Source organism: Acidaminococcus sp., assembly GCF_050873445.1.
Taxonomy (GTDB): Bacteria; Bacillota; Negativicutes; order Acidaminococcales; family Acidaminococcaceae; genus Acidaminococcus.
In genome coordinates this window covers 1-4923 of record NZ_JBNMIU010000083.1, presented here as the reverse complement: position 1 = coordinate 4923, position 4923 = coordinate 1, and the positions used below count along the sequence as shown (strand labels likewise).

8 protein-coding genes are annotated in these 4923 nt (G+C 53.6%); all 8 read right to left on the bottom strand.

Annotated elements, in window-relative coordinates; translation table 11 throughout:
* On the bottom strand, nucleotides 1-496 hold a 496-nt coding region (locus ACR0QW_RS10640; RefSeq protein WP_432643613.1), incomplete at its 3' end, for a terminase large subunit domain-containing protein.
* Nucleotides 497-531: 35 nt separating this feature from the next.
* A complete protein-coding gene (locus ACR0QW_RS10635) occupies nucleotides 532-1002 on the bottom strand; it encodes a phage terminase small subunit P27 family (RefSeq protein ID WP_127007620.1) in 471 nt (156 codons plus the stop codon).
* A gap of 58 nt (nucleotides 1003-1060) precedes the next feature.
* Nucleotides 1061-1366, bottom strand: a complete 306-nt coding sequence (locus ACR0QW_RS10630; RefSeq protein WP_151384939.1) for a hypothetical protein — start codon at nucleotides 1364-1366, stop codon at nucleotides 1061-1063.
* A 172-nt stretch (nucleotides 1367-1538) separates the two neighbouring features.
* Entirely contained in the window at nucleotides 1539-1718 is a 180-nt protein-coding gene (locus tag ACR0QW_RS10625; protein WP_127007624.1) for a hypothetical protein, read from the bottom strand.
* Between the two features lie 96 nt (nucleotides 1719-1814).
* Complete coding sequence (locus tag ACR0QW_RS10620; protein WP_432643612.1) at nucleotides 1815-2423, bottom strand: DUF4314 domain-containing protein; 609 nt, start codon at nucleotides 2421-2423, stop codon at nucleotides 1815-1817.
* An 83-nt stretch (nucleotides 2424-2506) separates the two neighbouring features.
* The gene (locus tag ACR0QW_RS10615; RefSeq protein ID WP_127007628.1) at nucleotides 2507-3406 is read right to left on the bottom strand and encodes an amidoligase family protein; all 900 of its coding nucleotides are present in this window, start codon (nucleotides 3404-3406) and stop codon (nucleotides 2507-2509) included.
* 106 nt (nucleotides 3407-3512) lie between these two features.
* Nucleotides 3513-4286 carry a hypothetical protein gene (locus ACR0QW_RS10610; protein WP_127007630.1) on the bottom strand — a complete coding sequence of 258 codons (774 nt, stop codon included), beginning with the start codon at nucleotides 4284-4286 and terminating at the stop codon, nucleotides 3513-3515.
* Nucleotides 4287-4369: 83 nt separating this feature from the next.
* The coding region (locus ACR0QW_RS10605) for a DNA-methyltransferase (RefSeq protein ID WP_432643611.1) at nucleotides 4370-4923 on the bottom strand (554 nt) is incomplete at its 5' end.

Genomic DNA, 4923 nt, shown 5'->3' with positions numbered 1-4923 from the left:
TTTCGTCAAAGACCAGGCCCGACACATTGAGTCCGTGTTTGGTCCCGGTTTCCGCCGACAGCACCTGGTAGAACCCGGCGTTGCGATAATTGATGATGCGCTTGCCCGCCGTCCGTATCTTGGAGCGGCGCATCAGGGCCGGACTCATCTCGACCATCTGCCGTGCCACATCAAAGACAATGGACGCCTGGTTTCGGTCACAGGCCGCACCATACACTTCGGCACTCGGTTCGTTATCGGCATAAAGAAGGTACAAAGCGATAGCGGCAGCCAGCTCGCTCTTTCCGTTCTTCTTTGGAACTTCTATATAGGCCGTCAGGAACTGCCGCTTGCCGTTTTCCTTGACGATGCCGAAGAGATCACGCACAATCTGTTCCTGCCACGGCAGGAGCAGGAACGGCTGCCCGGCCCATTTGCCTTTGGTATGACAGAGATGCTCGATGAAGGCAACCGCCCTGTCGGCCTTGTCCTTGTTGTAATGGGAATCCGGCAGCATGAACGCTGACGGCCTATATACAAACGCCAAACCACTCACCCCCTTAGAATCAATTCCATTTCATCCACTTCCCGTTCGCCGCCCGTGTCTTCTCCAATCATGCGGCTCCGGGCAGACGGCGTCAGGCCGAACTGCTCGCAGAACTTCAGCATGATCTTGAGGTTCGTTTGGGCGATGGACACCTGCGGTACCTGCTGCAGGTAGCCGTTCGGCGTCCGTACCATGTCGCCGTGCTGGGTAATGAATTCCTCAGCCCCTTTCCAGCGGGCGTAGGCCTGACAGTAACCGGCGAAAGCAGCACGATCGATTTCCGTCAGCATCCCCATCTCGGCGAGGACTTTTCCCAGCCGCTTCCATTCTTTCTTGGCGTCATCTTCCAGCCACTCCGGGCAGCGCGGCAGTTTGCCTTTGGGCATGGGTTCTTTCTTATTGAGCGGCCGATGGCCGGGATTGCCCTCCAATACTTTGAGGGCTGTCGGTTTCGGCTTCCTTCCTCGTACTGCCAAGCCATACACCTCCTTTCTGTAATAAAAAACAGCCCCGCAGGGCTGTTTGTGTGTTAAGTTAGAAATCTTCCAGTTCGTCCGCCACACTTTCCAGCCAGGGGCCGACTTCTTCAAGACTGCTAAATTCGGCTCTGGGAAAATCGTAAGGGCTGTCCATGGTGCCGTTTCCAAATTCTGTAAGCCAGAGGCTTTCGTCGGTGATGATGTACTTCCCAAGGTAATGGAAAAGGTAAGCAGTGTCATCCAGGTAACCCAAAGCTTCTTTCGCCTTTTCGGAAAGGTCTTCCGGCCAGTCCATCGCTACTGCGGTGGCTCCGTATGCTCCGTCCAGGTTCTGTTTGTCGATTGCGTTCAAGTCTTTCATGTTTTTCCTCGCTTTCATGTGCTTTTCCTTTGTGGGTGTTCCCATTTGGTATGTATATATATCACTCTAAAGGCACATAATAGTGAGCTTTATATTGAGAATTTATGCATTTTCTTGAGGAGCTTGATGAGAAAAGAGGGCTGATTCCCAGCCCTCTTTTGGCGCCTGCTTCTTAGCAGAAGCTGATGGTCAGCATCCCTTTCCCCATCCACCAGCTGTTTTCGACCCATGGATCTTCCATGAAGGTCTGTTTCGCTTCCTTAATTTTTCTTTCCATGTCTTCCTTGCCGAACTGTTCACAGGCGGCTTTCTTGCTGATTTTCTTTCCATCCAAGGTAATGATTGTTCTCATCGTTATTTCCCCGCTTTCTTATGCTTTGAGTGTTTTCCTTTCGGTATGTATATATATCACTCTAAATGCATAATATAGCAAGTCATTTCTGATAGATTAGTTGAGGATTTTCCATTCATCGACTCCCGGCACCAGACCAAGGCTGCAGCCCGTATCCCATGCCACGTGGATGGTCCCTATATCGTCGATGAACTGGACGGTGCCTTCCGTCCCCAGTGCCGGTGCCTGCGGGTCCTCCATATAGATTAGCTTCACCCGCATCCCGGCCATGCCTGCTTTACTGGCTTCCAGTGCTTTTTTCAGGATGACGCGGTCGAAGCCGAATTTCCGGTAATCCCGTTCCATCTGCTCATAATACCAAGGGAATGGCATCCCGCAGTGACGGTCTTCATGCATGATGTAGCCCAGCCCTGTAATCGCCCCATCTTTCATCTGCACTTCGATATCCTTCTTGTAGTAGAACGTCGGGAAGCCTTCGTAACGGTCCAGCCGCTTCTCGTCGGCCTTGGAGATGGCCCAGACCGTGACGGGAACAGTGCTTTCTTCCTTGGGTTCGATGGTGGCGTAGCAGCCTGTCAGCGAGCCTTTGAAAAGCAGCTCGTATCCCTGAATGAATCCTGTCCCCACAAGGCCGGCGTCGCGGCACCGTACGGCCATCTGCTGTTCGTCCATATTGCTTCCGTAAGCGATGTAGTATTTCTTCATATTGCTCATCCTTTCTGAAGGGAATGTCCTTCTACCCCCTTAAGGGCAGCCGGGGCTGCCCTGTGTGTAGTTTATCGTTCCCTTCAGGCGGCTGCGTGTCTCCATGCGGCGTTGCCCGTCAGGTTCTTCAAAAGGTGATGGCGGCAGGTCTTGAACTCGTCGCCAATCAGGCCAAGCCGGAGCATCCAGCAGCGGAAGGCGTATTTTTCATTGTCCGTTTCCGTTTTCCGTGCCGAGGCTTTCTTCTGGGTCAGGGCCTGGTGGGTCATGGCAAGGCAGAACTGGATGTAGGCTTTGATTTCGCCGGCGTGGAGGGTGCCGTTGAAAAGGCGGAACTCGACGGTGCCTTTGGTGAAGGTGGCGTGGATGTTCAGGCCGTGGTAGCGGCTGCTGTTGTAATGCATGTTCCGTCCGCAGGGGGCTTCCATGTACCAGAGGTCTGCGAATTTCGCCATCGTCGCCGGCCGTTTCTTATTCAGCTCCCTGAGAAACTTTTCATTGGTCTTGCGGCAGTAGCGGTGTTCCCTGCCCGGGTTGATGCTCAGTGCGCGGTAGATCAGATCTTCCTTGCTGTAAAAGACGTTCACCAGATTCCGCAGTGTCTTCGGCGTGAACCGTTCCGCCCCCACATGGATGTGGATGCCGCAGGAGCTGTTGGCGAAAGCGCCGGCCTTGCGCAGGGTGCGGATGAGTTCCTGCAGGCTCGGGATGTCGTCGTAGGAAAGGATGGGGCTGACCACTTCGGTGCGGTAGTTTGTCGAGGCTTCAACAGTGCGTCCGCCGACCTTCTTTTCGGGAACCAGGCTGGAATCGTTCATGGCTTTCCATTTCCGTCCCTGTCCGTCTTCTGCGATGTAGGTGTCGTAGGCGCCGCCTTCGTGGTATTTGCGTTCCGTCCCGAAGAAGGTGGCCATCAGGCTGGCCGCCTTGCTGCGGGTAATCCCTGTCATTTCGATTTCGATGCCAAAGTGCTGTGTTTTCATAATTCTCTCTGTCCTTTCTATGTGTGCGTGTGTCCTCTCGGTACACCATATATCACTCTAAAGGCACACAATAGCAAGTCATTTTGAGAATAATTATGGATTAATTTTACCGGTTCCGGTGTGCTTTCACCCGCTCTGCATGACGCTTTGCTTCTTCTTCCGTGCGGAAAGCACTCCAGCCGTTGAGGTCCTTCATCAGGGCCATGCGGGATTCATGGCTGGCCTTGGTCCCCATGCCGATGCGCAGGAGCCAGCTCCTGAAATAGTACTTTTCGTTCTCCGGTTTCTTCACCGCAGGCTGTACCCGCTTTGCTTTGCGGGCCGCGCTAATCAGGAAGGCGAAAAGTTCCACCATGGCCCGGTTCTTTACGGCGTTCCCCTTGTCGGCAAAGCAGAAGGTCGCCGATTCTTCATTCAGACGGATACCCTTATTGCCGCTTAGGCAAGTACCGTACACCTTGAAGAAGGAAGCAGCGTCAGTAAGTGCGGCTTCTTTCAGGGCCGTCACGCAGTCTTCTGTAATATGGAAGTTCTCGGAGCCTGCTGCGCGGTTCAGCAGGTACTGCTGGGCGCTGAGGGTGAAGATCAGGCTGCGGAGATGGATGCCGTCCATCCCGTCAATGGGAACACCGACTTCGATGGTTTCTGTTTCGGCTTCTGCTTCCGGTTCCACCAGCCCTTCCTCTTCGAGGAAGCGGCGCAGGGCCTGCTGCGTCTTTTCGTCATCACATTCGATTTCTCCGCTTCGGAGGATGCGGAAGCCGCAGCCTTCAAAAGCAAAGGTCGGAGTTCCTGCATAGTGCAGTTTTTCGTTATGGTTGAAGGGAATCAGGTGTTTCGCCAGTTCCTTGCGGTCGTCCAGATTGGTTTTGATGGTCATATGTATGTACCTCCTTTTTTTGTTAGTACATATATCACTCTGAACTCCGATAATAGCAAGTTATTCTGCATCTTTGGGAGAAACTATTCATCTGTTTCAGGTGCAATATCACCATAGGGGATTTTTTCATCCCCGCGCAGGATAAACACACCCGCGTCCCCATATTCACTGATGTAGCGCCTGACGATGACGTCGACGAACTTCTCGTCCAGCTCGATGCCGTAACAGATGCGGCCCGTCTGCTGGCAGGCCATGAGCGTAGAACCGGAACCGAGGAACGGGTCCAGGATGATGCAGTGGCTCATGGATGAATTCTGTATAGGATAGGCCATGAGAGCTACAGGCTTCATGGTGGGATGCTCTTTGCTGGCTTTCGGCCGGTCGTATTCCCAGATGGTCGTCTGCTTGCGGTCGGAATACCATTGATGCCTGCCGTTCAGCTTCCAGCCAAAAAGGCACGGCTCGTGCTGCCATTGGTACGGGCTGCGGCCCAGCACCAGGGCGTTCTTCTTCCAGATGCAGCAGCCGGACAGGTAAAAGCCTGCGTCCTTGAATGCCTTGCGGAAGTTCAGCCCCTGGGTATCTGCGTGGAATACATAGATGGAAGCATCCTGCTCCATGTTCTGTTCCATATTGA

Coding starts and splice junctions, on each gene's coding strand:
- ACR0QW_RS10630 (WP_151384939.1), bottom strand. CDS start 1,366: ATGAAAGACTTGAACGCAATCGACAAACAGAACCTGGACGGAGCATAC.
- ACR0QW_RS10625 (WP_127007624.1), bottom strand. CDS start 1,718: ATGAGAACAATCATTACCTTGGATGGAAAGAAAATCAGCAAGAAAGCC.
- ACR0QW_RS10620 (WP_432643612.1), bottom strand. CDS start 2,423: ATGAAGAAATACTACATCGCTTACGGAAGCAATATGGACGAACAGCAG.
- ACR0QW_RS10615 (WP_127007628.1), bottom strand. CDS start 3,406: ATGAAAACACAGCACTTTGGCATCGAAATCGAAATGACAGGGATTACC.
- ACR0QW_RS10610 (WP_127007630.1), bottom strand. CDS start 4,286: ATGACCATCAAAACCAATCTGGACGACCGCAAGGAACTGGCGAAACAC.